Origin of the sequence: Mycobacterium palustre (assembly GCF_002101785.1) — a bacterium.
In the GTDB taxonomy this organism is placed as follows: Bacteria; Actinomycetota; Actinomycetes; order Mycobacteriales; family Mycobacteriaceae; genus Mycobacterium; species Mycobacterium palustre.
The window spans coordinates 91,834-114,987 of the sequence record NZ_LQPJ01000024.1 but is presented as its reverse complement, the minus strand read 5'-3'; the positions used below and the strand labels follow the sequence as shown (position 1 = coordinate 114,987).

The 23,154-nt window shown below is 70.0% G+C and carries 16 protein-coding genes; 6 read left to right on the top strand and 10 right to left on the bottom strand.

What is annotated here, in order from left to right; translation table 11 throughout:
* Positions 1-409: 409 nt before the first annotated feature.
* Both AWC19_RS31075 and AWC19_RS31070 read right to left on the bottom strand, forming a co-directional pair.
* Positions 410-586, bottom strand: coding sequence for a wax ester/triacylglycerol synthase domain-containing protein (locus AWC19_RS31075; RefSeq protein WP_264072464.1), 177 nt, complete (start codon positions 584-586; stop codon positions 410-412).
* 41 nt (positions 587-627) lie between these two features.
* Positions 628-930: a wax ester/triacylglycerol synthase family O-acyltransferase gene (locus AWC19_RS31070; RefSeq protein WP_264072461.1), complete on the bottom strand. Its 303-nt coding sequence runs from the start codon at positions 928-930 to the stop codon at positions 628-630.
* Between the two features lie 350 nt (positions 931-1,280).
* Between AWC19_RS31070 and AWC19_RS28755 the strand changes: the two genes are divergently transcribed.
* Together AWC19_RS28755 and AWC19_RS02850 are read left to right on the top strand one after the other, a co-directional pair.
* Entirely contained in the window at positions 1,281-1,577 is a 297-nt protein-coding gene (locus AWC19_RS28755; protein ID WP_142280927.1) for a hypothetical protein, read from the top strand.
* Positions 1,578-2,041: 464 nt separating this feature from the next.
* Positions 2,042-2,431 (top strand): PLP-dependent aminotransferase family protein, encoded by a 390-nt coding sequence (locus tag AWC19_RS02850; protein ID WP_085076587.1) that lies wholly within the window; start codon positions 2,042-2,044, stop codon positions 2,429-2,431.
* 165 nt (positions 2,432-2,596) lie between these two features.
* Here AWC19_RS02850 and mtnA read toward each other — a convergent pair whose 3' ends face one another.
* A complete protein-coding gene (mtnA, locus tag AWC19_RS02845) occupies positions 2,597-3,574 on the bottom strand; it encodes an S-methyl-5-thioribose-1-phosphate isomerase (protein ID WP_085076586.1) in 978 nt (325 codons plus the stop codon).
* 15 nt (positions 3,575-3,589) lie between these two features.
* The gene (locus AWC19_RS02840; protein ID WP_085076585.1) at positions 3,590-4,189 is read right to left on the bottom strand and encodes a cutinase family protein; all 600 of its coding nucleotides are present in this window, start codon (positions 4,187-4,189) and stop codon (positions 3,590-3,592) included.
* Between the two features lie 94 nt (positions 4,190-4,283).
* Between AWC19_RS02840 and AWC19_RS02835 the strand changes: the two genes are divergently transcribed.
* The gene (locus AWC19_RS02835; RefSeq protein WP_245848659.1) at positions 4,284-4,961 is read left to right on the top strand and encodes a cutinase family protein; all 678 of its coding nucleotides are present in this window, start codon (positions 4,284-4,286) and stop codon (positions 4,959-4,961) included.
* A gap of 118 nt (positions 4,962-5,079) precedes the next feature.
* Here the strand turns inward: AWC19_RS02835 and AWC19_RS02830 are convergent, their stop codons facing one another.
* Positions 5,080-14,673, bottom strand: coding sequence for a type I polyketide synthase (locus AWC19_RS02830; RefSeq protein WP_085076583.1), 9,594 nt, complete (start codon positions 14,671-14,673; stop codon positions 5,080-5,082).
* A gap of 184 nt (positions 14,674-14,857) precedes the next feature.
* Here AWC19_RS02830 and AWC19_RS02825 point away from each other — a divergent pair, with 184 nt between their 5' ends.
* Positions 14,858-16,315 carry an FAD-binding oxidoreductase gene (locus tag AWC19_RS02825; RefSeq protein WP_085076582.1) on the top strand — a complete coding sequence of 486 codons (1,458 nt, stop codon included), beginning with the start codon at positions 14,858-14,860 and terminating at the stop codon, positions 16,313-16,315.
* Positions 16,316-16,474: 159 nt separating this feature from the next.
* A complete protein-coding gene (locus AWC19_RS02820; protein ID WP_085076595.1) occupies positions 16,475-16,912 on the top strand; it encodes an Hsp20/alpha crystallin family protein in 438 nt (145 codons plus the stop codon).
* Here AWC19_RS02820 and AWC19_RS02815 read toward each other — a convergent pair.
* Complete coding sequence (locus AWC19_RS02815) at positions 16,909-17,586, bottom strand: carboxymuconolactone decarboxylase family protein (RefSeq protein ID WP_142280926.1); 678 nt, start codon at positions 17,584-17,586, stop codon at positions 16,909-16,911. The genes AWC19_RS02820 and AWC19_RS02815 overlap by 4 nt on opposite strands.
* A 256-nt stretch (positions 17,587-17,842) precedes the next feature.
* Between AWC19_RS02815 and AWC19_RS02810 the strand changes: the two genes are divergently transcribed.
* Complete coding sequence (locus AWC19_RS02810; protein WP_085076580.1) at positions 17,843-18,616, top strand: enoyl-CoA hydratase; 774 nt, start codon at positions 17,843-17,845, stop codon at positions 18,614-18,616.
* On the opposite strand, the gene AWC19_RS02805 is transcribed toward AWC19_RS02810, so the two are convergent.
* From AWC19_RS02805 to pdhA, 4 genes are all read right to left on the bottom strand, one after another.
* Positions 18,613-19,512, bottom strand: a complete 900-nt coding sequence (locus tag AWC19_RS02805) for a bile acid:sodium symporter family protein (protein ID WP_085076579.1) — start codon at positions 19,510-19,512, stop codon at positions 18,613-18,615. The two genes, AWC19_RS02810 and AWC19_RS02805, sit on opposite strands and share 4 nt — an antisense overlap.
* A gap of 138 nt (positions 19,513-19,650) precedes the next feature.
* Entirely contained in the window at positions 19,651-20,832 is a 1,182-nt protein-coding gene (locus AWC19_RS02800) for a dihydrolipoamide acetyltransferase family protein (RefSeq protein WP_085076578.1), read from the bottom strand.
* A complete protein-coding gene (gene bkdB, locus AWC19_RS02795; RefSeq protein ID WP_085076577.1) occupies positions 20,829-21,884 on the bottom strand; it encodes a 3-methyl-2-oxobutanoate dehydrogenase subunit beta in 1,056 nt (351 codons plus the stop codon). Before bkdB ends, AWC19_RS02800 begins: the two co-directional genes overlap by 4 nt.
* Positions 21,881-22,972, bottom strand: a complete 1,092-nt coding sequence (gene pdhA, locus AWC19_RS02790; RefSeq protein WP_085076576.1) for a pyruvate dehydrogenase (acetyl-transferring) E1 component subunit alpha — start codon at positions 22,970-22,972, stop codon at positions 21,881-21,883. Before pdhA ends, bkdB begins: the two co-directional genes overlap by 4 nt.
* Positions 22,973-23,154: the final 182 nt, after the last annotated feature.

The following is a 23,154-nucleotide window of genomic DNA, read 5'->3' as shown; positions in this document are numbered from 1 at the left end:
TGTCGATTCTTCCTGCCCGAACACTCGGGCAACAGATTCCCACAACGACTGGACCACTAAGACGGGCTCACCTCACCGCAGCCGTGCCTCGAGCCGATCGCTCGCTTCCCGCCCCGGTGACGCCCTCGACCTGAGCCCGCATGAGGCGACCCTCCACGTTCAGGTTGGGCTGCGCGAGCAGGGGTCGCTCCGCCACGGGATCGGGATGTTCGCACTCAGCTCGACGCGGGGCGTGCAAGATCGGTCGGTGGGTGAGTCACCCGAGGTCGCCGCAAACCAGTTATGTGACTGCACGGAATTCGACCAACCGCAGCGTCGAGGCCGGATCACTCAGATCCGGAGACCTAGAGCGCATTCAAGTCCGGTCAGACATGCTCGGTCAGCGGTACCAGCGCGTTGATATCGGACACTACGTTGCGGTCTGCGACGTAGCCGAATCCGACACGATTGGAGTACGAGCACGTCGTGACGTTAAACGCCCAATCATCGCCACACGGGCCACACCGGCGATGACGCTGTGGTGCACCTTGATATAGAAGGCAAGCCGGCCGTCTTCGAGGCCGTCGATCAGATAAGACATCCACATTGGACGGGACCGGTCGAGGCGCTCTGCATCCAGTTCACCGATCAGCCGCCAGAATCCATCTGGGCCTCTAAGGCCGTGCGGCGCTGGAAATGTTGGCTAATATCAACGGTCTCCCTTTCACGCCAAACCCATATGCCGCCGGTATCTGCACCAATATGGGGATATCTGCGAAGCCTGGAATCTATCGGTCCACATTCGGCGAGCGCGGTACGGTACATTTCGTCGACGTAGCCCGGGCGGGCGTCCACTGGCGGTGACAGGATCAGCACTGCGCCGACATGCATCGGACTCGACTCCACCTCCGCAATCATCATCGCAGTGTCCAGCGGATCCAGCGGAATCATCGTGGCCTCGGCGAATAGGCAGGCCGGGCACCCGGTTCGCCCGGAGGCGGCGTGTACTCGCTGTAAGCACTCCAATCGAAAGCGCCCGGTCGTCGACCGTCGTCGGTGGCGGATACGGTCATGCCGCACGCTAACAGCTCGTCGCGTCAGCGCAGTAGGGACTTCTGGCCCGGCAAGGGTCGCGAAAATCCTTGGCTGCCATTGGCACGTCATCTATCCGACCGGGGCCAAATGACCGGCTAGGAAAGGGCTTTGGTCACTCGTGCTCGCGTTTGGCCGGTCGTAAGGTCGGGGCGTCTGCAATACCAACGTCCGCTATGGCACGGCGACATATCTGTAGGAGTGGAATCATGACAGAAGCACCTGAGAAGGCCGAGCCTCAAGAAAAGAGTTACGCGATACCCTGGCACGCAGGCGCGGGCGATTTGTATGGCCTGCCGCATTGCGATTGGCAGATACGCCATCGGATAACCGTGCCCGCAGGAACCGAAACAATGGCCTCGGTGGCCGAAACCGTCGTCGCCGAAGGAAAACCGCGCCGGCAATTCAGTGAAGACGAGATCCTGCGCGCAGCAATAACGGTTATCCTGGTGGCCCTCGTGACCATCATGGCCCTAGCCGCGGCGGCGATCTTGTCAATGGGCTAGCGAAGGCTCGGGCGGACTCCGAGTTGGCTGAATCGCTGGTTAGCCAAGGTCTTCACAGTTCGTTCAGCGCCGACTTGTCCGTGGCATGGCGGGTATGTCTGTGCGGCGTGGACTGGAATCGCGATCGTCATTGCGGCCAGCCCTAAGCCTGAGGAACCCATGACGGGTAATTCGCAGCCAAAGATGCCAACCTACTCATTTGACTGACGATACAAAGTACGCGCCGAAACGATGAGCACTGTTGAGGCGAAAGTGGCTAACGGTCTGAGCACAGGCCATTCATCGCTTCCATCAGCGATACCGCGAGGCCGCCGGTGGCTACGGGCCAGCCGACAGTCCGCCAGCAGTTGGGCTGCCCCGTGCAGAAGTTCTCCAGAAAAAGTGTCCGACTCCGCCCGGTCTGCCGCTCCTACCGGTGAGCGCGGCCACCCGGGTCCTGCGCCACGTAGGAAACGGAGCACGGCATGAACACCGATCCCACCCTCTATCTCATCGCGCCCACCCCGACAAAGCGGAGGGCCACCGGGCGCTGGGCGCTGGGCGAACACCTGCGCCGGGTGCGCGAAAACTCCGCCCTCTTCGTCTGCCTGGCCCGAGAAGCCGGCATCGACACCGCCGACAGCGCGTGCGCGCCGATGATCGCCTGCGTCGTCGGCAGGTCGGCCACGGCGCTGCGACTGACGGACGCCCTGTGGCGCCGCGGCGTCAGCGCCGACGCGATCGTCTTTCCCGCTGTGCCGGAAAACCAAGCGCGCCTGCGCTTCTTCGTCACCAGCTGCCACTCCGCGGAGCAGATCCGCTTCATGGTCGCGGCGCTGGCCGAGGAGCTGGCGCTGCTGAACGCGGCCGTCTGAGCCGCGCCTTCAGCGAATCCGACCTGCACGAATGGCGTTCCCGCACAACGGCGGACTTCTCCGTGCAGATCCTCCGCGGCGGCCACTTCTACCTGCGTGACCGGCAGCCGCTGTTTAAAGACGCTTCGTCCGCTGATGTCGACGATCGCGGCGGCCTAAGCACACCTAACGCGCGCCGCGCGGCCGGTAGCGGCCGTGCTCGGTGACGACGGCGGCGATGAGCTCGGCCGGCGTCACGTCGAAGGCCGGGTTGAAAACCTCGGCATCCAAAGGGGTGATGGTGGCGCCGGCGAACGTCCTGAGCTCGTCGGGCGCACGCTCCTCGATGGCGATCTCGGCGCCGCTGGCCAGCGACCGGTCGATCGTGGACGACGGCGCGACCACGACGAGCGGCACGCGGTGGTAATGCGCGGCGATCGCCAGGCCGTAGGTGCCGATCTTGTTGGCGACGTCGCCGTTGGCCGCGATCCGATCCGCGCCGACGAGAACGCAGTCGACGAGCCCGCGCGCCATCGCCGCCGCCGCGGCGCCGTCGGGTTGCACCCGGTAGGGCACGCCCGCCCGCGCGAGTTCCCATGCCGTGAGCCGCGCGCCCTGCAGCAGCGGACGCGTCTCGTCCACCAGCACCGACTCGACCAGCCCGCGCGCGTGCAGGTGCCAGACGACGCCGAGCGCGCTGCCCCAGGCCACGGTGGCGAGATGACCGGCGTTGCAATGGCTGAGCAGCCGCAGCGGGCGGCGATCGCACAGGTCGAGGACGATCTCGGCGGCATGCCCGGATGCCGCGCGATTCAGGCGTTCGTCCTCATCGAGGATTTCCAGCGCTTCGGCGAGCACGGCGTCGGGGCCCTCGTCGAGCTTGTCCAGCGCGCGCCCGACCCCCCAGCTGAGGTTGACCGCGGTCGGTCGCGCCTTGGCGACCCGTTCGGCCGTGGCCCGCACGTCGCCTCCCTCGCGGGCCGCGAGCACGACGCCGAGCGCGCCCGCGGCACCCAGCGCCGGGGCGCCGCGCACGGCCAGGCGACGGATCGCGTCGATCAGCTCGTCGACGGTGCGCAGCCGCAGGACGCGGCAGTCGGCGGGCAGGGCGGTCTGGTCGATGATCGTGACCGCGTCGCCGTCCCAGTCGATGGTCCTGCGCACCAGGCCGACCCTAGGCTAGAGCCTCCCGGCGGCGAAGCTGGCCGCCTGATCCACCAGTCCGGAACCGATGTACGAAGGCTGCAGGTGCGACGGCCAGTTCGTGCCTCTCCCGCAGATGGGGTCGCCGGCGGCGCACTGGTCGATCGTTCGGCCGGCGAATGCCGGGGTGAACCCGCGGGTGCCGTTGCCGAACAACACGACGGCCGCGACGTGCTGGTCCGCATCCCGGGGCAATCCGCCCACCAGGGCGCGGTCGACCACCTCGGCGCCCAGCGAATAGCCCCCGATCACTATGCGGGTGTTCGGGCAGCTTTGGGCCATGAATTGCACGTGGTCGCGGATGTCGCTGGCGCCGCCGCCGGTGGTGATGTTGGCCGGGTAGTTGACCCCGTAGACGCCGACGGACTTGGGGGTCTTGGCCCGCAACGAATTGACGAACGCGTCGCCGACCGCGCCGACCCCGGGCGGTTCCTCCCGGCCCCGGGCGAAGACCACCTCGGCGTCGGGGCAGGCGGCCGAGGCGGCCGGGGCGGTCAGCAATGCCGCGGCGATCAAGGTGACGCCTGCCAGGCTCAGGAAACGGCGCGCGCGTGGCGTTGTCGCAACAGGCCTCATGACGCGATATTACGGATCTAGTCTGTGCCGTCCACCCCGCTTTCGGTGTCCAGCGGGGCTGTTGCGCAGGCGTCCAACGTGTCAGCATTGGGACGTGAAATCCGCTCGCTTGCTGGGCGCCGCCGCGGTGACGACCTACGCGGCCCTGCTGGGCGCACCCGTCCCGTTCGCGGCGGCCGCCCCCTGCCCCGACGCCGAGGTGACCTTTGCCCGCGGCACCGACGAGCCACCCGGCGTCGGTGCGGTGGGACAGCAATTCATCGACGCGCTGCGCTCGCAGGCCGGGACCCGGTCCGTCGCGGTGTATGCGGTCAACTACCCCGCCGGCGACGACCTTGCCCCCTCGGCAAACGCCGGCGCCAACGATGCGCACGCTCACGTTCGGTCCATGGTGGCGACCTGCCCGAGCACCAAGCTGGTGCTCGGGGGATATTCCCAAGGGGCGGGCGTGATTGATTTGACCACCATCGCCCGGGCACCGGTCGCGGGCTTGGTTCCCGACATTCTCACGGCGGACGAGGCCGATCACGTCGCCGCCGTCGCCACGTTCGGCAACCCGTCGGGCCGATTTCTGGGAGCGCCGATCACTGAACTCAGCCCCTGGTACGGCGCCAAGGCCGTCGACCTGTGTGCGCCCGGCGATCCGGTTTGCGCTCCGGGCGCGCTGCTGACGCTGCCGACGCATGACGAGCTGTTCTCCCCCGAGCACCTGTCGTATACGCACAACGGAATGCCTAGTCAGGCAGCGACTTTCGTGGCGAGCCGTCTCTGACGTCGGTTGCGGGTTCTGCCGTTGGCGGTCGCCAGTTCTCCGAACGCGGCTGGGACCGACACCATATCGGCACCAAGCCGCTTTGGACGCCCCGGCGCACCGGCATAAAAGCCGGTTGTCAGTCGATCTCGGCGGCCAGGTCGAATTCGGCGAACGTTTGCGAAACGAGTTCCCGCAGATCGTCTTTGGTGTTCGGCCGGCCGAGAACGTACCCGGAGATTCGGATCGACATTTTCCCGCGGGCCCGCCCGGAACCCAGGAAGAGTTGTCCGCCCATGGCGTGCAGCGTGCTCCTCTTGATGTCGGGCTCGAGGTTTCGCAGGTACGCGTAGTCGGCGTCGGTGCCGTCGGGCCGGTTCGCCGCCGGTGCCAGATCTCCGACGTTGGAGCAGGTGACCGGAAGGGTGGAACCGCCCGCCGCCATCCCGGCAACCTTCCTCGCCGCCCACACCGGTGTCAGCGCCGCCAGCGGCAGCGGCGCCAACCACTCGTTGTCGGGGTCCTCCATCGCCGCGAGGATGCCCTGCGTGATCTTGGCCTGCATCTCGGCGAGGTCGGTCGTCGCGTGCGCGGGGTCGACGGGGACGTCGACGCTCGTGAGCGCGTTGCCGCGGGTGTCGCCGTCGGTCCGCAGCGACACCAGGAATCGCAGGGTGACCGATCCGTCGTCGCCGACGCGCCCGATCCTGACCGCGAGCCGGCACGCGATCCCCGCGACGAGCGAGTTGCTGCTCCCGCCAAGGCTTTTCGCCCGAGCGTCCCACTCCGCCAGGTCGATGTAGGCGGACACGGCGGGCACCTCGACCACCGGATCGTCGGCGGTCGTCGTCGGGGCCGGTGGCGCCGCCTTGATCGATGACTTGAGTTCCTTGGCGTCGCGGCGGGCCCGCCGCGCCACCGACGCCAACGCCCGCCCCACGTCGGGAAGGTCCTTGACGGTTTGCCGGAGGTCCTCGCGCAACGCCTTGCCGAGGGGCCGCGCTTTCGCCGGCGGATAGCCCAGGTCGTGCGTCCTGCCCTCGGCGGCATCGGCGATCGCCTGACCGAAAGCGATCGCGTCGACGATCGTGTGCGAGGCGACCAGGCTGACCGCGGCGCCGCCGTCATCGAGGGGCAGCACCCCGAGATGCCATCCGGGCCCCCACTCGGGATCGATGGGCAGGCGCGCCCTTTCGTCGGCCCACGCGGTCACCTCGGCGCGCGGGCGCGGCGCCGCGGCGATGTCGATGTCCTCCGGGGCGGGAGCCAACACCCAGCGATCACGGGCGAACGGTAACGCGGACCGTTCGATCCTGCGTCCCAGCAACCCACGCCCGAGATTGCGCTGGAAGCGCCGCAACCCGTCGAGGTTGACGCCCCGGTTGTAGATCCAGGTGACCTGGATCAGCGCGCCGTGCACCGCCCGCGTGGCCAAAAACGCCGCCTGATCCAGGTATGCGAGCCGATTGTCCACCGGCCCAACGCCATTCGTGCTCGCCTGCACCGCCGAGCCCGCGGGCAAGGCCGCGGTGTCGGTCAGCAGGCCCGCGAGGTGGACGGCGAGCTCGCTGGGGCTGGGGTGGTCGAAGGCCAGGGTCGCCGGCAGGGCGAGGCCGGTGCGCTGGTTGAGGGTGTTGCGCAGCTCGAGCGCGGTCAGTGAGTCGATGCCGAGCTCTTTGAAGGGACGGTCGGGATCGAGCGCGGCCGGGTCCGGGTGGGCCAGAACGGCAGCGGTGGTGGCGGTGACCATCGCGGTGAGGGTGTCCAGCCGTTGTTGCGGCGTCTGGCCGGCCAGCCTGGCCGAAAGCGTGCGGGGGCTGGCGGTCGCGGCCGTCGGGCGGCTGGTGGTCAAGCCGGACAGGATCGGGGGCAAGGTGTTGTTGCGGGCGTGGCGGGTCAGCGCGCCGGTGTTGAAGGGGCTGGCGACCACGTTGGGCCGCTGGCCGCTCAGCACGGCGTCGAAAAGGGCCAAACCCTCCTCGCTCGTGATGGGCGTGAGCCCGGTGCCGGTCAGCCGGGTCAGGTCGGCCGTGCTGAGGTGTGAGGTCATGCCGGTCGGGGTTTGCCAGTAGCCCCAGGCCACGCTGGTGGCCGCGCGCTGGGTGTGGTGGCGGTGGCGGGCCAACGCGTCCAGGAAGGCGTTGGCGGCCGCGTAGTTGGCCTGCCCGGGGCCGCCCAAAATGCCTGCGGCCGAAGAGAACAACACGAAGGCGGCCAGGTCGCGGTCGGCGGTGAGCCGATGCAGGTGCCATGCCGGGTCGGCCTTGGCGGCCAGGACCGCATCGAGCTGTTCGGGGCGAAGGTCGGTAATTACCGCGTCGTCCAGGACGCCGGCGGCGTGGATGACCGCGGTCAGGGGGTGGCCGGCGTCGACACCGTCAAGCACCGCGGCCAGCGCGGCCGGGTCGCTCGTGTCGCACGCGGTGATGGCGACCTGTGCGCCCAGCCCGGTCAACCGTTCTTCCAGCGCCGGGGCGCCGGGGGCGTCGGGCCCGCTGCGCGACACCAACAGCAGATGCTTCACGCCGTGCCGGGTCAGCAGGTGCTCGGCGAACAGGGCGCCCAGCATGCCGGTGCCGCCGGTGATCAGCGCGGTGCCCTCGGGATCCAGCACCGCGGGCGGGATCAGCACGATCTTCCCGGTGTGACGGGCTTGGCTCATGTCGCGGAAGGCCTGGGCGGCGTTGAGCAGCCCGTAGCTGGTGGTGGGCAGCGGCTTGAGGACACCCGCGGCGAACATCTCGGTCAGGGCCGCCCACGCCGGCCGCAGGGATTCCGGTGGCGCACTGGACAAGTCGTAGGCTCGATACTCGACCCCGGGATGCGCCGCGGCGACCTCGCCCGCCGCCCGGATGTCGGTCTTGCCGATTTCGACGAAATGGCCTCCGCGGGGCAGCAATTGGAGCGAGGCGTCGACGAATTCGCCGGCGAGGCTGTTGAGCACGACGTCCATGCCCTGCCCGTCGGTGGCGGCGCGGAAGGCGTCGAGGAAGTCCAGCGTGCGCGACGACGCGATGTGGGCGGGGTCGACCCCCAGCTCGCGCAAAACGTGTTGCTTGCTCGGGTGGGCGGTGGCGAACACCTCGGCGCCGAGGTGCCGGGCGATCTGGACGGCGGCCTGACCGACGCCTCCGGCGCCGGCGTGGATGAGCACCCGCTGCCCCGCGGTGAGCCCGGCGATCTCGACCAAAGAGATGTAGGCGGTCAGGAACACGATGGGCGCGGACGCGGCCTGGGTGAACGACCACCCCGGCGGAATGGGCACCACCATGCGCTCATCGGTGATCGCGGTGGGCGCGAACGCGTTGTGCGGGAACAGGCCCATCACCGCATCACCGGGGCGCAGCGACGTCCCGTCGGCGGCGCCGAGGACGATGCCTGCGCCCTCGCTGCCGAGCCCGTCGTCCTTAATGGCGCCCAACGCGACGACGACATCACGGAAGTTCAGCCCGGCGGCCCGCACCTGCACGCGGATCTGCCCCGGGGCCAGCGCCGCGGGCGGGTCGGTGGGCACCAGGGTCAGGTTGCCCAAGTCGCCCTTGCGGGCGGTGCCCAACTGCCAGGTCGGCGAATCCGGCGGCGTCAGGGCCGGGGTGCGCGCCAGGCGCGGCACGTGCACGACGCCGTTGCGCAGGGCCAGCTGGGGTTCGTTGCCGGACCGCGACGAGGCGGCCGCCATCAGGTTGTCCGCGCTGGCGGCGGTGTCGTCGGTGTCCAGCAGGACGATGCGGTCGGGATGCTCGTTCTGGGCCGTGTGGACCAGCGCCCAGGCCGCGGCCTGGGCAAGGTCTGGGACCTTGTCATATGCGCTGACGCTGACCGCATGCCGGGTGACGATCGCCAGGCGGGCGTCGGCGGCGTCGGGCCGGGCCAGCCACTCCTGCAGCTGGTCCAGGACATGGCGGGTGACCTCGTGCGCCCGCCGCGCCGGCTCGGCGTCGTCCTCACCCGCGGGCACACGCCAGATCACCAGGTCGGCGCCCGGTGTTGCGGCGGCGGGCAGGTCCGCCAGGGCGGGCCACGTCAGCTCGAACAGGCTGTCCGAAAGCCGGGCCCCCGCGGCCGGCCGGCCGATCTGGTCGGAAACGGCGCGCAGCGTCAACGCGCGCACGCTGATCACCGGGGCGCCCGTGGGGTCGGTGGCGTGCAGCTCGTAGGTGTCGTCGCCGGTGCGGGTCAAATGCACCAGCAGCTGGGTGGCCGCGGTGGCGTACAGGCTGATCCCGCTGAACGAATACGGAAGCCGCAGCGCGGAATCGGTCTCGCCGTCCAGCGTGGCGGCCAGCGGGTGCAGGGCGGCGTCCAGCAGGGCGGGGTGGATGCCGTAGCCCGCGATGTCGGTGCCGGCGGGCAACGACACCTCGGCAAAGACGTCACCCGGGCGGGACGGGTCGGTGCCGACGGCCCGCAGCGACCGGAACGGACCGCCGTAGCCATAACCCTGCTGGGCCAGGCGCTCGTAGAAGTCCTCGTCGAGGGCGTCCACCGCGGGGGCCGGCGCCGCGGTCGAACCGGCGGCGGCCTGGTCGGCGCTCAGCGCGCCGCTGGCGTGCAGGGTCCAGGCGCCGGGTTGCCGGCCGCCGGTGCGCGAGTGCACGCTGAACGGGCGCCGTCCGTCCTGCTCGAACGGCCGGACCAGGATCTGCAGATCGGTCGGCGTCTGCTCGGACAGCGGCAGCGGGGCATGCAGGATCAGCTCGTCGATCACTGGGCAGCCCGTCAGCTCACCGGCCCGCAGGAGCACCTCGATGAACCCGGTCGCCGGGAACAGCACGGTGTCGTTGACGCGATGGCCGGCCAGCCAGTCCTGGGCGGTCGGCGAGAGCCGCCCGCTGACCATGACCTGCTCCTGGTCGGCCAGCTCGACGACCGCGCCCAACAAGGGGTGTTCGGCGCGGTCCAGCCCGAGCCCGTCGGCGTCGCCCGCCGGGGCGGGCGCCAGCCAGTAGCGGCGGTGCTCGAAGGGATAGGTGGGCAGGCCGACGGTGCGGGCGTGCGGATACAGCGCCGACCACGACGGGCTGTGCCCGTGGGTGTGCAACTGCGCCAGGGTGGTTGCCAGGCTGTCCTGGTCGGGGCGGTCCCGGTGCAACGTGATGACCACCGCGGACTGGGTTCGGCCCGCGGCCTGGGCCAGGGTGTCGGTGATCGCCGGCGCCAACACCGGATGCGGGGACAGCTCCACGAACGTGTGCTCGCCCGCGGCCAGCAGCTGGACGACGCGGTCGTGGAACCGCACCGGCTCGCGCAGGTTGCGATACCAGTAGTCGGCGTCCATCGTGGTCGTGTCGAGGGCATCGGCCGAAAGCACTTCTCCCACAGTGGAATACAGCGGGATGTGGGCCGGCGCGGGGGTCAGGTCGGCCAGCTCGGCCAGCAGGCGCTCCCGGATCGGTTCCACCTGAGCGGAGTGCGACGCGTAGTCGACCGCGATGGGCCGGACGTGGATGCCGTCGCGGTCACACGCCGCGGTGAACTCCTCCAGCGCGGTGGGGTGACCGCTGATGATCGTGTGCGAGGGGCCGTTGATCGTGGCGATGCTCAGCGCCTCGCTCCACGGCCGCAGGCGCGGGTGCAGCTCGTCGGCGGCCAGCAGGACCGACGCCATCGCGCCGCCGCCGCGCAGGTCGCTCAGCGCCTGGCTGCGCCGCGCCACCACCATGGCGGCCTCGGGCAGCGGAAGCACCCCGGCGATGTACGCCGCGGCGATCTCGCCCTGGGAGTGTCCGATCACCGCGTCGGGAACGATGCCGTAGCCCCGCAACACCTCGGCCAGCGAAACCATCATGGTGAACAGCACCGGCTGGATGACTTCGACTCGATCCAGCGGCGGGGCGGCCGGGTCCTGCCGCAGCACGTCGCGCACCGACCAATCCGTGAAGGGGCGCAGCGCCTCGTCGCAGGCGTCGACCATGGCGGCGAAGACGCGGTGGCGTTCGTAGAGGTCGCGACCCATGCCGGGGTATTGGGCGCCTTGGCCGGGCAAGACGAACACCGTCTTGCCGCGCAGGTGGGGCAGGTAATGGTGGCGGATCAGCTGCGGGTGGGGTTGGCCGGTGCGCAGGGCGTCAAGGGCGTCCAGCACGTCTTGGCGCCGGTCGGCGCCTCCCACCGGCGCGGTGATCACCGCGCGATGGGGGTGATGGGCGCGGGTGCTGCCCAGGCTGTAGGCCACGTCGGTGAGGTCCAGGTCGGGATGGCTGACCAGGTGCCGGTGCAGCCGGTCGGCCTGTGCGGACAACGCCGACGCCGTGCGCGCCGACACCGGCCACATCGCCAGCCCGAATTCGGCAGCGCCGCGGGCGTTTTCGGTCGGCGTTCGCGGGCCGGCCGGCTCGGCCGGCGGCTCGGGGGCCTCCTGCAGGATGACGTGCGCGTTGGTGCCGCTGATCCCGAACGACGACACCGCCGCGGTGCGGGGATGATCGGTTTTTGGCCAGGGCACCGGCTCGGTGAGCAGGCGAACGGTGCCGGCCGACCAGTCGATGTGCGGGCTGGGGCGGTCGACGTTGAGGGTGGGGGGCAAACGGTCGTGGTTGAGGGCCGAAATCATCTTGATCAGGCCGGCCGCGCCGGCGGCGGCCTGGGTGTGGCCGATGTTGGATTTGATCGAACCCAGCCACAGCGGGTGGTCTTTGCCGCGGGCGGCGCCGTAGGTGGCGATCAGGGCGCTGGCCTCGATCGGGTCGCCGAGGGCGGTGCCGGTGCCGTGGGCCTCGACGACGTCGACCTGGTCGAGCCCGATGCCGGCGTTGGCCACGGCTTGGGTGATGACGCGTTGTTGGGCGGGCCCGTTGGGGGCGGTCAACCCGTTCGAGGCGCCGTCCTGGTTGATCGCCGATCCCGCGATGACGGCCAAGACGGGGTGGTTGTTGCGGTGCGCATCGCTGAGCCGCTCCAAGACCAAAACGGCCGCGCCTTCGCCCCAGCCGGTGCCGTCGGCGGAGGCGGCGAACGCCTTGCAGCGCCCGTCGGCGGCGAGCCCGCGCTGCCGGGCGAATTCGGTGAACACCGTCGGCGTCGTCATCACCGTGACGCCGCCGGCCAGGGCGAGCGCCGACTCGCCGTCGCGCAGCGACTGACACGCCAAATGGGTCGACACCAGCGATGACGAGCAGGCCGTGTCGAGGGTGATGGCGGGGCCCTGCAGGCCCAGCGCGTAGGCGACCCGGCCCGAGGCGACGCTGGTGGACAGGCCGGTCAGGCCGTATCCCTCGGCGCCATCGGAACCGCCGGCGCCGTAGGCCTGCGACCATGCCCCGACGAAGACGCCCGTCTCGGAGCGGAGCAACGTGGCAGGGTCGATCCGCGCGGTTTCCAACGCTTCCCAGCACACCTCCAGCAGCAACCGCTGCTGCGGATCCATGGTTTGGGCCTCGCGGGCCGAGATCCCGAAGAACTCGGCGTCGAACCCGGCCACGTCACCCAGAAAGCCACCGGCGCGGGTGTAGGTCTTGCCCACCGCATCGGGATCGGGGTCGAACAGGTCCGCCAGGTTCCAGCCCCGGTCGGTCGGAAACTCTCCCACCGCGTCGGTGCCGCCGGCGACCAAGTCCCACAGCGCCGCCGCGGAATCGACCCCGCCGGGGAAGCGGCACGCCATCCCGATCACCGCGATCGGCTCGTCCGCCTCCACCCGCGAGGCCGCCGGCGCAGCCGCCGGAACCGAGCCGCTCAGACGCTGGCCGAGGTGGTCGGCCAACGCGGCGGGGGTGGGGTAGTCGAAGGCCAGCGTGGGGGGCAACTCCAGCTCGGTGACGGTTTTGAGCCGGTCGAGCAACTCGGTGGCCTTCACCGAGTCGAACCCCAAGTCCTGAAACGCCCACTCGGGGCTGATGGCGTCGGGGCCCGGCTGGCCCAACACCGCCGCCGCCTCGGCGCACACCACGCCCACGAGCAGGTCGTGTTGCTGGCGGTAGAGCGTGCGGACGCGCTGCGCCAGCCCGGAATCCGGCCCGGCGCCCACGTCCTCGAGCTTGCGCGGCTCAGGCTTCGGGATCAGCGCGTCCAGCCGGGTGAACTCGTCGCGCAGATACCGCTGCAAACAATCGCGGCGCCGGACCTTGCCGCTGGTGGTCAGCGGGATCGAATGAGGCGGCACCAGAACGAGATCCGCCACACCCAGGCCGTGCGCCCTGGATATCGCGGAGGTGATCTCGCGCCTGACGAGGCCCAGCTTGTGTGCGGCCTCTTCGGCGTCGCCGGGCGCCTTGAGTTCGACGATGGTGACCAGCTTTTCGACGCCGTCGTCGTCGGGGACCGCGATCGCCACGCAGCGGCCCCGGGTGATCTCCTGGATGGTCGCCTCGATGTCGTCGGGAGCGTGGTTGCGCCCGTAGACGATCAGCAGATCCTTGATGCGGCCGACGATGAACATCTCGCCGTCGGAGAAGAAGCCCAGGTCTCCAGTTCTCAGCCACGGCCCGTCGGGCGTCCCGGCCGAGGGACCGACAATCGTGGCGCCGAAGGTGCGTTGCGTCTCTTCGGGCTTCTGCCAATAGCCCTCGCACACGTTGTCGCCGTGCACCCAGATCTCACCGACGGTGCCGGGCGGGCATTCGATGCTGGTTTCGGGGTCGACGATGCGCACCGTCGGCGATTGCGGCATGCCGTAGCTGACCAGCGGTATGCCCTCCCCGCTCGCGCAGCGCTTGGCGCGGCCGCCGGTCAGCTCCTCGGATTGGAAGGACACCGTCTCCGGCGGTCGACCCGTGGCGCGTGTCGCCACGTACAGGGTGGCTTCCGCGAGCCCGTAGGAGGCCCGCAACACCTCGGGGCGGAGGTTGAAGCGGGCGAACCGTTCGGCGAAGCGCCGCAGCGTCGGCGGGTTGACACGTTCGGCGCCGTTGAGGATGTTGCGCACGCCGCCGAGGTCGAGCCCGGCCAGGTCGTCATCCGTCGTCTTTCGGGCCGCCAATTCGAAGGCGATGTTCGGGCCCGCCGAGAAGGCGTGTGGGTTGCTCGCCAGCATCTGCATCCACCGCGCCGGGCGCTGCAGAAACGCCGGCGGGCTGGTGAGCACGGTGCGAAATCCGCGCAGGATCGGGAAGATGATGCCGAACACCAGGCCCATGTCGTGGAACAGGGGCAGCCACGACACCACGGTGGTGTCCGGCGGGGGCATCCCGTCCTCGTAGTAGGCGGCCACGATCTGGTCGACGTTGACCGCAATGTTCTTGTGCGAGACCACAACTCCGGCCGGGGTGCGGGTCGAGCCGGAGGTGTACTGCAAGTGCGCGGCGCTTGGCAGGCTGACGAGTTCGTCGGTCGCCCCGCTTTGCGAGTCGAGGTCGAGCAGATCAAGCTCGATGACGGATGGCGTGCGCTCGCCGGCCTTCGGCTTGACGTATTCGGCGATGTTGTCGGCGGCCGAGGAGGTGGTGAGGATGCTCGACGGCAACGCGTCATGCAGGACCGCGCCGACGCGCTCGTCGCTGGCCCCGCCCACCGGAAGCGACAGCGGAACCGCGATTTGACCGGCCTGCAACGCGCCGAGAAACGCCAGAACGTATTCGAGTCCCTGGGGCGCCAGTATCACGGCGCGGTCGCCCGTCGACCCGCAGGCGCTGAGCGCCTGCGCGACGTTCTGCGTCCGCAAATACAGCTGCGACCACGTCAGACTCTCCGCGACGCCCGCCCGGTCGCGCTCGTAGTCAAGGAAGGTGAACGCGGACTCGTCGGGGGTCCGACGCGCACGTTCGCGCAGCACAGCGGGTAGTGACGACTCAACCACGGCTCGACCATACCGGGACGAACAGACCGGGTGTCCGGAAAGGGCAAGAGCATTGCGCCCCAAGCGGTTGAGCGCCGCCGGCGCAGTAGAGCCGGCCCGGTGGCCGGGTCACGAAATGGCCAATACCCTGTAACGCCTCGTGCGGCAACCCGGGTTTTGTCGCCGAGTGACACAGAATGCGGGCATGACGGTACCCCGGGAGCCGGCGCGCGAGATCTCGCGGCAGGCGTTTCTGCGGGGCGCCGTGGGCGCCCTGGCCGCGGGCGCGGTGTTCGGGGCGGGCCGGGTCAGCGCCGAACCGAATGCCGCGGGCTGGGGCGGCCTTTCCACCGCGATCGGCGGACAGGTGTTCACGCCCAGCGACGGCGGTCAATTCGGGGCGGCCAAGCAGGTCTTCAACACCATCTACAACGACTCGACCCCGGCGGCGGTCGTCGTGCCCAAATCCGCGGCGGACGTGCAGAAGGCGATGGCGTTCGCCGCCGCCAACCGCCTGAAGGTCGCCCCTCGCAGCGGCGGCCACTCCTATGTGGGGGCGTCCACAGCGAACGGCGCCATGGTGCTCGACCTGCGTCAGCTGCCCGGCGACATCAACTACGACCCCGCCACCGGGCACGTCACGGTGACGCCGGCGACCAGCCTATACGCCATGCACCAGGCGCTGGCCGCGGCCGGCAGGGGGATTCCCACCGGCACCTGCCCGTCGGTCGGCGCCTCCGGTCACGCCCTGGGCGGCGGGCTGGGCGCCCAGTCCCGCCATGCCGGGCTGCTGTGTGACCAGCTGGTGTCGGCGTCGGTGGTGGTGCCCGGCGGGCAGGCGGTGACCGCGTCGAGCGCCAGCAACCCCGATCTGTTCTGGGCGCTGCGCGGCGGCGGGGGCGGCAACTTCGGGGTGACGACCTCGCTGACCTTCGCCACCTTCCCCATCCATGACGTCGACGTGGTCAACCTCAACTACCCGCCGCAGTCGTTCGCGCAGGTCCTCGTCGGTTGGCAGAACTGGCTGCGCACCGCCGACCGAAACAGCTGGGCGCTGGCCGACGCCACCGTCGACGCCATGGGCACGCACTGCCGGATCATGGCGACCGGCCCGGCCGGGTCGGCCAACACCATGGCGGCCGCGATCACGTCGGCCGTCGGGATGCAGCCCTCGGGCACCGACACCCACACGTTCAACTATCTGGACCTGGTGCGGTACCTGGCCGTCGGCAACCTCAACCCGTCGCCGCTCGGCTACGTGGGCGGCTCCGACGTGTTTACGACGATCAGCCCGGCCGCCGCGCAGGCGATCGCGTCGGCCGTCGACGCCTTTCCCCGCGGCGCGGGACGGATGCTGGCGATCATGCACGCGCTCGACGGCGCCCTGGCCAGCGTCGACCCCGGCGCCACGGCCTTCCCGTGGCGCCGGCAGTCGTCGCTGGTGCAGTGGTACATCGAACCGGCCGGTTCCCCGGCCGCCGCCACCAGCTGGCTGAACTCCGCACACCAAGCGGTGCAACCGTATTCGGTCGGCGGTTACGTGAACTACATCGAGGCGAACCAGCCGGCGTCGCGGTACTTCGGCCCCAACACGTCGCGGCTGGCCGCGGTCAGGCAGAAGTACGACCCGGGCCGGATCATGTTCTCGGGCCTGAACATTTGATACAGACCCGGGGGTCGCAGCGCCAGACCCCATTGGACGAAGGCCGGCTGAACGCGCAGTGAACCTCTCCGCAATATCGGCGGGCGCCGTCTAGCACGCGTGGCGGACCGGTGGTTCGATCGAATTGGTAAGCGATACAACAGTTTCAGGAGAGTGTTCATGACAACTCTGCCCGCCCAGCGTCAGCCCCGTACCCTGATGCCCGATCTCGCCGAACTCTTGGGTGGCGCTCCCCTGTTCGCCGGCCTGCGTCCGCTTTTCGACCGCAACGTCCTGCGCGTCGAGGACGAGGTCAACGACGGCCGCTACCAGGTGCGCGCCGAGATCCCCGGCGTCGACCCGGCGAAGGACATCGACATCACCGTGCACGACGGGATGCTCACCATCAAGGCCGTGCGCACCCAGACCGTCGAGTCGCACGGCCGGTCGGAGTTCAGCTACGGCGCGTTCTCGCGGTCGGTTCCGCTGCCCGCCGGCGCCGACCTCGAGGACGTCAAGGCCACGTATGAAAAAGGCATCCTCGCCGTCTCGGTGCCGGTTCCCAACGGTGCGCCGGCCGCCAAGCACATCGAGGTCGAAGTCCGGCCTGACGCCTAACCGAAGGCGTTGGAGCCCACCACGAGCGCCGCGGTACCGCCGAACAGATACCCGACCTCGACCGCCTCGGTGACCTCGGGTTCGGTGGCGCCGGCGGCGCGGGCGTTGTTGGCCAGCGTCCTGACACCGTCGGGGTGCGCGGCGATCGCGTCGGTGACCATCGCCATGAGCAGCTTGTACTTGGCCGGGATCGCGCCGTCTTTGAGAATCCGTTCCCGCATTGCCACGTACGAGTCGCTGAACTGCGGGTCGCGCTGCGCAATCGTCCCGAGCCATGGGGGCCGAGCGACGCCTCCCGGCGGGGCCGGCGGGTCCCCGACGGGTGCGCCGGGATCGACGCAGCCCGGCACCTGACCGGCGTCGCCGCAGACGTCGGCCCAACCGGGTGGCGTTCCCGCTGCGAGCAGGCCGGCGGCGACGAGCAGCGCCGCGGCCCACCGGGCGAGGCGCGACCTCGGCCTGGGACCCGTCGTCCGCCGTGGCCGCGGGTTGGTCCCGGTCGCCGGCGCCGGCATGCCGCCAAACAGTCGCGCGACGTCGAGCGCCTCGGCGATCTCGGCGTCCGAGGCGCCCGCCGCGCGCGCGTCGACGGCAAGCGCGCCGGCACGGTCCGGCGCGGCGATCATGGCCATCAGCAGTTTGTACTTGGCCGGAATGGTGCCCTCAGTGGTCATTGCCGAACCGTACGCCCGAGCCGTGGGCGGGCGCAAACGAAAGCCGTTGCGGCGCTTGGCTTGTTGAGATCGCATGCTACTGTTAGGTGCTGCCACCACATCGCGCGCTTGGCCGAGTCGTGCGTGGTGGCCGAGACCATCGCCAACCGCAGCTAGCCGATCTTCTTGGTGCCCTTCGCCTTCTCCGCCGCGCCGGGCATCTTGCCCGCGGGCTACCCTTACCGGGTCTCGCCCGCAGCGACGGTCCAGCGCGGAGGTGCCGCTGCCCGATCTCGTCTTGTCCAGCATCGACGACCACGTCGCGCTGATCACCGTCAACGACCCCGATCGGCGCAACGCCGTGACCGGCGAGATGTCAGCGCAGCTGCGGTCCGCCGTAAAGCGGGCGGAGGCCGATCCCGACGTGCACGCCGTCGTGGTCACGGGCGCCGGCAAGGCGTTTTGCGCCGGCGCCGACCTCAGCGCGCTCGGGGCCGCCGGTGGCGGGGCCGCCGAGTCGGGGCTGCAACGGATCTACGACGGCTTCATGGCCGTCGGCAACTGCCGGCTGCCCACGATCGCCGCGGTCAACGGCGCCGCGGTGGGCGCCGGCCTGAACCTGGCGCTGGCCGCCGACGTGCGCATCGCCGGGCCGACCGCGGTGTTCGACGCCCGCTTCCAAAAGCTCGGGCTGCACCCCGGTGGGGGCGCGACCTGGATGATGCAGCGCGCGGTGGGCCCGCAGGTGGCGCGCGCGGCCCTGTTGTTCGGCATGCGGTTCGACGCCGAAGCCGCCCTGCGCCACGGGTTGGCGCTCGAGGTTGCCGACGACCCGGTCGCCGCGGCCTTGCAACTGGCCGCCGGGCCCGCGGCCGCCCCGCGGGAGGTGGTGCTGGCCACCAAGGCCACCATGCGCGCCACCATCAGCCCGGGAGCGACCGACGCCGAGCATCACGAATACGCCAAGCGCACCGAGCTCGGGCCGCAGGTGTATTCGATCCAATCGCCGGAATTCGCAAGCAGATTGGCCGCTGCGCGGCGCGGCCGCTAGGAAGCGGGTTCGCGCACCGCGGCCGCTGAGCGGGGCGCCCGACGCAGCGCCGGATCCAGGCGGCGCACGGCGACGATGAACGTCAGGGCGATCAGGGGCGCGATCGCGCCGTAAACGGCGGCCGGAGTGGCCATTTCAATGCTGTTCAGCAGTTGCGGGCTCAGCGCGATGCCCAGCGCGACCGTCGCGTTGTGCATTCCGATCTCCAGGCTGATGGCCACGGCCTGCCGCGGCGCGAGGCGCATCCGGCGTGGCGCGAGATAGCCCACCGTCAGGCTCACGGCGCAGAAGCACGCCACCGCCGCGGTCAGCGCGCCCAGGTTGTGCCAAAGCGTCGTGTGCCCCTTGGCGATCGATGCGGTGACGACAAGCACGAGCAGCACCGCGGCGAGTATCTTGACGGGTCGTTGAAGTCTGCGGGCCAGCTCGGGGAATCGGTGGCGGATCGCGATGCCGATCGCGATCGGTACGAGGATGAACGCGAAGACCACCAGAAACTTGCCCGGCTGTAACGGGATGAAGTGCCCGTCGCCGCGGAACCACGCCATCGATACCGCCAATATCGCCGGCAGCGTGACCACCGACAGCACGGCGTTGATCGCCGTCAGCGTGACGTTGAGCGCAAGGTCCCCGTTGACCAGATGACTAAGAACGCTCGACGTCGTCCCGCCAGGGGTGGCGGACATCAGCATGAGCCCGATCGCCAAGACTGGCTGAAGATGGAAGGCCTCGGCGATCAGCAGGCACAGCGTCGGCAGGACCAGCGACTGGCAGATCAGCGCGACCAGCAGCGGGCGCCGCAACGTCGCGGCCCGCTTGAAGTCGGCAACCGTGAGGGTCAGCCCGAGCGCGAGCATGACCACCACGATGACCAGCGAAAAGTACCGGTTGTCCATGACGCTCCACGGTGTCGGTGGCCTGACGCCGCGGGTGTCGATAGCCGTGAGGCGGCGGCGCGATGACGCAAACGAATTAGTTAGCTTGACTTACAGGACAGGGTAGTCGATGGCCGCGGGCGCGCAAGCGGAGTGCGGCTACACGTCGAGCAGCGCGGTCTCGGGAGCCTCGATCAGGCCCTTGAGCTCGCAGACGAATTTCGCCACCTGCGCGCCGTCGGCGACTCGGTGGTCGAACACGCAGGTCAGTGTCATCGTGGACCGCGCGACGACTTCGCCGCCGACGACGACCGGGCGCGGCTTGATCGCCCCCATGCCCAGGATCGCCGCCTCGGGATGGTTGATCACCGGCACGCCGTCGTCCAGGCCCAGCGCCCCGAAGTTGGAGACGGTGAACGTCGAACCGGTCAGCTCGGCCGGCGCCAGCGTGCCCTCCCGCGCGCGGGCGGTCAATTCGGCAGTGCGGCGGCATATTTCGCGGGTGGTCAGGCGCTGGGCGTCCCGGATGACCGGAACCAGCAGGCCGCGTGTGGTCGCCACCCCGAACCCGAGGTGCACCCCGCGGCTGACGTGCACCTGCGGGCCGTCGGGCGCGTCGACCCAGGTGGAGTTGAGGATCGTGTTGTGGCTCAACGCGATAACGAGCAGCCGCAGCGTGAGCACGAACGGCGTCATCTTTTGCTCCGCGGAACGGAACCGCTCGCACAGCCGCAGCAGCTCGGTGCAGTCGACCGCCACGGAGGCCTGGGCGGCCGGGATCTCCTTGTGCGACAGGGCCATCTTGTCCGCCATCCGGGCGTGCACGCCGCGCACCGGGCGCACCTCGGGCGCACCCTCGGAGCGGTGCGCCGCGGCGAGCACGTCCGCGGGGGTGATCACCCGGCCCGCGACGACATGCTGGATCGACGACAGGTCCACCGACAGCTCCTTGGCCAGCTTGCGCGCCGGCGGAACGGCCAGCGGACGGCCGGTGCGGCGGCTGGTGTCGATGCCCGCGTCGGCCCCGTAGCCGACCAGCGTCGGCACCGGCGCCTCCCCGTTGGGCGGCGGCGCTTCACCGTTGAGCGGCGCGGTGTCGATGCGCACCAGCACCGAACCCACCTTCAGCACATCGCCCTGGGCGCCGTGGGTTTCGACGATCCGGCCGGCGTACGGGCTCGGGATCTCCACCTCGGCCTTGGCGGTTTCCACCGAGCACAGGACCTGGTTGAGCTCGACGTCGTCGCCGACCGCGACGTTCCAGCACGAGACGGTCACCTCTTCGAGTCCCTCGCCGAGGTCGGGGACGCGGAACGCCTGCACCCGATCGTCGGCGCTCATGGCAGCTCCAGCGCCCGCTCGACGCAGTCCAGCAGCCGGTCGGGACCCGGCAGCCACAGTTTCTCCAGCCGGGCCGGTGGATAGGGTGTGTCAAAACCGCAGGCGCGCAACACCGGCGCCTCCAGTTCGTAGAACATCTCCTCCTGGATGCGCGCGGCCAGGCCGGCGCCGTAGCCCAGGCTGCGGGGGCCTTCGTGCAACACCACGCAGCGTCCCGTCCGGTGGATCGATTCGGCGATGGTGTCGAAGTCCAAGGGCACCAACGATCGCAGGTCGATGACCTCCAGGCTCCAATCGCGTTGGCGCTGCGCCTCTTCCGCGGTGGCGACGGCGGTGCGGACCAGGCTTCCGTAGGTCACGACGGTGACGTCGCGGCCGGGCCGGCGCACCACCGCTTGCCCGATCGGCGGTTCGGGATGGTCGGCATCCACCACGTCGCGACCCTGATAGCGCCGCTTGGGCTCGAGATACATCACCGGGTCGGGGCAGGCGATCGCGTAGCGGAGCAACCAGTAGGCGTCGGCGGGGCTCGACGGCACCACCACCTTCAGGCCGGCGGTGTGCGCCCAGTACGCCTCGGTGGAGTCCGAATGATGTTCGGCCGCACCGATGCCGCCGAACGACGGGATCCGCACGGTGACCGGCATGTTGACCTCGCCGCGGGTGCGGGTGCGATACTTCGCCAGATGGCTGACCACCTGATCGAAGGCCGGGTAGGAGAACCCGTCGAACTGGATCTCGGGCACCGGCACGAAGCCGCGCAGCGCCAGCCCCACGGCGATGCCGATGATGGCCGACTCGGCCAGCGGCGTGTCGAAGCAGCGGTCCTCGCCGAAGGTCTCGGCCAGCCCCTCGGTCACCCGGAACACGCCCCCCTCGACCGAGACGTCCTCGCCGAAGACCAGGACCCGCTCGTCGGCGGCCATCGCGTCGTGCAGCGCGCGGTTGAGCGCCTGCACCATGGTCAACGGTTGGGCGCCCAGCCTGACGTTCTCGACTGCGGCCGTGAGGGTTTCGTCCGAGCCGGCGGGGGGATCGGCGAGCTGGGTCATGCCGGCCTGCTTAGTTCCGTGCGCAACTGCTCGAGTTGGGCGCGCAACCCGGGGGTCATGTCGGCGTAGACGGTGGTGAACACCTCGTCGATGTCGAAATCGGGCGCGTCGAACAGCGCGTCGCGCAGCTCGGACCGCATTCGCTTCCCCCGGGCGGCGACCCGCTCCTCCAGCCGTTCCGACCACACGCCCTGCCCCTGCAGATACGTGCGATACCGCGAGATCGGATCCCGCGCCGCCCAGCGGTCCACCTCCTCCTGGGACCGGTATCGCGTCGGGTCGTCGGACGTGGTGTGCGGGCCCAGCCGGTAGGTGATCGCCTCGATCAACGTCGGTCCACCGCCGGCGCGGGCGCGGGCGGCGGCCTCGGCCATCACCGCGTAGCACGCCAGCACGTCGTTGCCGTCCACCCGGATTCCGGGCATCCCGTAGCCGATGGCCTTGTGCGCGATGGACGGCGCCGCGGTCTGTTTGTATACCGGCACCGAGATCGCCCACTGGTTGTTCTGCACGTAGAACACGCACGGCGCGGCGAACACGGCGGCGAAGTTCAGCGCCTCGTGCACGTCGCCCTCACTGGTGGCGCCGTCACCGAGGAAGGCCACCGTCACCGAATCCTCGTGCAGGCGTTGGGCGGCCATCGCCGCGCCGACCGCGTGCAGGGCCTGGGTGCCGATCGGGATCGACATCGGGGCGCAGCACTTCTTTGTGAATTCCAGTCCGCCATGCCAGGTTCCGCGCCAGACGACCCCGACGTGCGCGGGCGGAATGCCCCGCACCAGATAGGCGCCCAGCTCGCGATATTGGGGGAACAGCCAGTCCGTCTTGCGCAGGCAGGCGGTGGCGCCGACCTGGGCGGCCTCCTGGCCGCGGCACGACGCGAACAGCGCCAGCTGCCCTTGGCGCTTGAGGTTGACGAACTCGGTGTCCAGTTCGCGGGTGACCACCATCATCTCGTAGAGCCAGCACAGCGTCTCGGGCGGAAGGTCACGGCCGTAGCGGCTTTCGGCGGTCGCCGCGCCGTCGGCGGCGACGAGTTGGACCGGCTCCAGGTCGACAGTCATCGGCGTCCGGGGACTCTCCGCCATACCGCCTCCTTGCTTCGGAGCCGCCTCGCGCCGCGGTCCTGAGGTGGTACAGCAAAACCTCAGCCGGGGCCTACCGCGAGCCGAAGTCGATCGCCAGCTGCACGAAAGGCTTCGCTCGCCGCGACACTGGCGTATTCCCCATTATGCGCCCAAATCCGAAGACACGGCGTTGATCGCGGCGG

Coding starts and splice junctions, on each gene's coding strand:
- AWC19_RS31075 (WP_264072464.1), bottom strand. CDS start 586: ATGTGGATGTCTTATCTGATCGACGGCCTCGAAGACGGCCGGCTTGCC.
- AWC19_RS31070 (WP_264072461.1), bottom strand. CDS start 930: ATGATTCCGCTGGATCCGCTGGACACTGCGATGATGATTGCGGAGGTG.
- AWC19_RS28755 (WP_142280927.1), top strand. CDS start 1,281: ATGACAGAAGCACCTGAGAAGGCCGAGCCTCAAGAAAAGAGTTACGCG.
- AWC19_RS02850 (WP_085076587.1), top strand. CDS start 2,042: ATGAACACCGATCCCACCCTCTATCTCATCGCGCCCACCCCGACAAAG.
- AWC19_RS02840 (WP_085076585.1), bottom strand. CDS start 4,189: ATGAGGCCTGTTGCGACAACGCCACGCGCGCGCCGTTTCCTGAGCCTG.
- AWC19_RS02825 (WP_085076582.1), top strand. CDS start 14,858: ATGACGGTACCCCGGGAGCCGGCGCGCGAGATCTCGCGGCAGGCGTTT.
- AWC19_RS02820 (WP_085076595.1), top strand. CDS start 16,475: ATGACAACTCTGCCCGCCCAGCGTCAGCCCCGTACCCTGATGCCCGAT.
- AWC19_RS02815 (WP_142280926.1), bottom strand. CDS start 17,586: ATGACCACTGAGGGCACCATTCCGGCCAAGTACAAACTGCTGATGGCC.
- AWC19_RS02805 (WP_085076579.1), bottom strand. CDS start 19,512: ATGGACAACCGGTACTTTTCGCTGGTCATCGTGGTGGTCATGCTCGCG.
- AWC19_RS02800 (WP_085076578.1), bottom strand. CDS start 20,832: ATGAGCGCCGACGATCGGGTGCAGGCGTTCCGCGTCCCCGACCTCGGC.
- bkdB (WP_085076577.1), bottom strand. CDS start 21,884: ATGACCCAGCTCGCCGATCCCCCCGCCGGCTCGGACGAAACCCTCACG.
- pdhA (WP_085076576.1), bottom strand. CDS start 22,972: ATGGCGGAGAGTCCCCGGACGCCGATGACTGTCGACCTGGAGCCGGTC.